Raw genomic sequence first — 3,002 nt, forward strand, 5'->3', positions numbered from 1 at the left:
GGAGGCCCCGCCAACGCCGCCCAGCATGATGGCACAATCCAGTGCAAAGACCCGCCGACGCAGCCGATTCTGGTGCCGCTTCAGCCGTGCTGTCTCATCCGGATCATCCTCATGGTCGTCCTGCAGGCGATGGGCGACTTCCTCTACATGGTCTGAAACCCGCGCCAGACGCGTATTGAACAGGGTCAGCAGCGAGGCAACACCTGACAGCATGAAAACAGGTGTCAGAGCGACCTGAATGACATGGGCAACACTGTCGATGGGTTCGGGGGCCAGAAGGGCGTTGAGGCCAACGGGGTCGAGCGCCATGAAAATGGTATCCTGAAGTGAAGGCGTGAAAGCGGGACTGTATGGGAGCCAGCAGGTTTTACAGGGCTAGCAAAACTCTGCAACATGACAGCGCAAGGGGTGGCTGGTTTTGCTCCCGGTGCCGCGTCATGCGGTCTGCCCCGAGGGGGCACGGCATTGGCGGGGCAGGAGCAAGGGCCGGTCGCAGAATGAAGTCAGATATAGCGGCAAGCAGGGGCATCGTGCCCTGAAGTTGGTCTTTTGGTGCGCCTCTCTGGCGCACCGCTACAGCTATGTTAAAACCTGATCCGCTCAGGCTCGGCAGATGCAGGGCAAGGCGTATCATGTGTCAGGTTTTCCGGTGAAAGATCTCGGTTTGGCTTTTATTCCCGATGTCAGGCGTGCGGCCTGTCTGTTGGTTGCCTCGGCGCTGACCTGCCTCATTCGTCCGTCGACAGGTCATGCAGAGACAGTGTCCTTTGCAAGGCTGACCTGGACCGAAATCCAGTCTCGCATCCAGTCCGGTACAGACACAATTATCGTACCCGTAGGGGGAACCGAGCAAAGCGGCCCCTATATTGCCGTCGGCAAGCACAATGTGCGGGCCGAATTACAGGCGGAACGCATCGCCGCCCGGCTGGGCCATACGCTTGTTGCGCCGGTCATTGCCTATGTTCCTGAGGGCGGAACCTCGCCCCGCACCTCTCATATGCGTTTTGCCGGGACGATCTCGATCCCGCCTGCTGTGTTTGAGGGGCTGATCATGGGGGCCGGGGACAGCTTTCATGTTCAGGGTTTCAGGCGTGTCGTGTTTATTGCCGACCACGGCGGGTATTTGTCCTATCTCAAGGCGGCGGTGGACAAGCTGAACAATAAGTGGCGTGGTCAGGGCGAGGCCATCTACCTCGCAGCCTATTATGACAGTATCGGTACACGCTATGCCGAGATCCTGCGGCAAAAGGGATATGGCAAGGATTTGGGCAAACATGCGGATCTGAGCGATACGGCGCTCATGCTTGCTATCGATCCGACGATGGTGCGTGAGCAGGCGTTGCACAGTGCTGCCCTGCCTGACAGTGCACAGGGCGTTTATGGAGGCGACCCGCGCCCAGCGACTGTGGCGCTGGGGCAGATCGGAACAGCGATTCAGGTTCAGGCGGCGCTCGATGCCCTCGGCGCGTCACGCTAGGCAGAACCGTTATCAAGGAGCATCTATGAAGTTTTCACATCACGCGTTCATCGTCTCGCTGGTTGGCCTGTCATTGGCCACCGCTCAGGCGACACGTGCGCAGGAAACCCCTGCAGCTCCGGCACAGGCGGCATCCGCACCGGCTACAGCATCATCGGCGGCTTCGGGGGCAACTTCACAAGCCCCGGCTTCTGCCGCCACAACGCCGTCTGCCGCGCCTTCATCCAGCGCTACCCCGGCCAGCACAACGCCCGCCAGCACAGCGCCAGTCGCCCCCGTCGTTCAGGTAACGCCCCCGGCCGCAACGAGCGCGGCCACCCCGGTTGCCGGTGCTGTGCAGACCATTCCCGGCATGCCTGCGGTCATTGACCCCAAAAACATCTATAGCGAGACGATTTCGGGCAAGATCTCGCCGGCCATCAAGGATGATCTGGCGCGGGTTTATGTGCCCAATCTGCGTGGCAACAGCGTGTCGGTCATCGATCCCGCAACGTTCAAGGTGGTCGACACCTTTAAGGTGGGTCGCAGTCCGCAGCATGTGGTGCCCAGCTGGGATCTGCGGACATTGTGGGTCACCAATAACGCCGAAGGCAGCAATGATGGCAGCCTGACTCCGATCGACCCGCGCACGGGCAAGCCGGGCCCTGCTGTCACGGTGGACGACCCCTACAACATGTATTTCACCCCGGATGGTAAATACGCCATAGTGGTGGCTGAAGCGCATGAGCGTCTGGATTTCCGTGACCCGCATACCATGGCCCTTATCGGCTCGGTTGAGGCGCCGCAGTGCAAGGGCATCAACCATGCCGATTTCTCGATCGATGGCCGTTATGCCATTTTCACCTGTGAATTCGGTGGCTATCTGGCCAAGATCGATACGGTCAACCGTAGCCTGATCGGGTATCTCAAGCTGTCGAAGGGCGGGATGCCGCAGGATATCCTGACTGCCCCGGACGGCCATAAATTCTATATTGCCGATATGCATGCCGATGGTGTGTTCGTGGTCGATGGTGACAGCTTCAAGGAAACCGGCTTCATCCCGACTGGCCCCGGTACGCATGGCGAATACCCCAGCCGTGACGGCAAGTTCATGTATGTGGCCAATCGCGGTTCACACCGGATTCATGGCCCGCGTCACAGCCCTGGCAGCGTGTCAGTGATCGATTTCGCGACAGACAAGGTCGTCAAGACCTGGCCGATTCCCGGCGGTGGCAGCCCGGATATGGGCAATGTCAGCGCCGATGGAAAGCTCCTCTGGCTTTCTGGCCGTTTCGATGATGTGGCCTATGCCATCAACACCGAGACCGGCGATGTAAAGAAGATCCCCGTAGGGGCTGAACCGCATGGTCTGACCGTCTGGCCGCAGCCGGGCCGCTACAGCGTCGGTCACACCGGTATCCTGCGTTAAGTTTGTGCCATCCGGGCGGCTTCAGGTCATGCCGCCCGGAATGGAAGGCCTGTCATTCTCCGACGGGTTATACGACGCCAACCTTCCTTGTACCCGAACACCGTGGATAAACGATCA

Annotated in this window: 3 protein-coding genes; 2 read left to right on the top strand and 1 reads right to left on the bottom strand. The window is 59.9% G+C overall.

The window, feature by feature from the left end; all coding sequences use genetic code 11:
• The coding region (locus P792_RS38285; RefSeq protein WP_035439396.1) for a DUF2721 domain-containing protein at window positions 1-309 on the bottom strand (309 nt) is incomplete at its 3' end.
• Window positions 310-664: 355 nt separating this feature from the next.
• Between P792_RS38285 and P792_RS0118055 the strand changes: the two genes are divergently transcribed.
• Both P792_RS0118055 and P792_RS24110 read left to right on the top strand, forming a co-directional pair.
• Window positions 665-1,477: a creatininase family protein gene (locus P792_RS0118055; RefSeq protein ID WP_369794199.1), complete on the top strand. Its 813-nt coding sequence runs from the start codon at window positions 665-667 to the stop codon at window positions 1,475-1,477.
• A gap of 25 nt (window positions 1,478-1,502) precedes the next feature.
• Window positions 1,503-2,885 carry a YncE family protein gene (locus P792_RS24110; RefSeq protein WP_081866869.1) on the top strand — a complete coding sequence of 461 codons (1,383 nt, stop codon included), beginning with the start codon at window positions 1,503-1,505 and terminating at the stop codon, window positions 2,883-2,885.
• Window positions 2,886-3,002 lie beyond the last annotated feature (117 nt).

The sequence above is a fragment of the Asaia sp. SF2.1 genome, from assembly GCF_000505765.1.
Taxonomy (GTDB): Bacteria; Pseudomonadota; Alphaproteobacteria; order Acetobacterales; family Acetobacteraceae; genus Asaia; species Asaia bogorensis.

What these genes read in the sequence shown, in the direction of transcription:
- P792_RS24110 (WP_081866869.1), top strand. Translation starts at nt 1,503, where the DNA reads ATGAAGTTTTCACATCACGCGTTCATCGTCTCGCTGGTTGGCCTGTCA.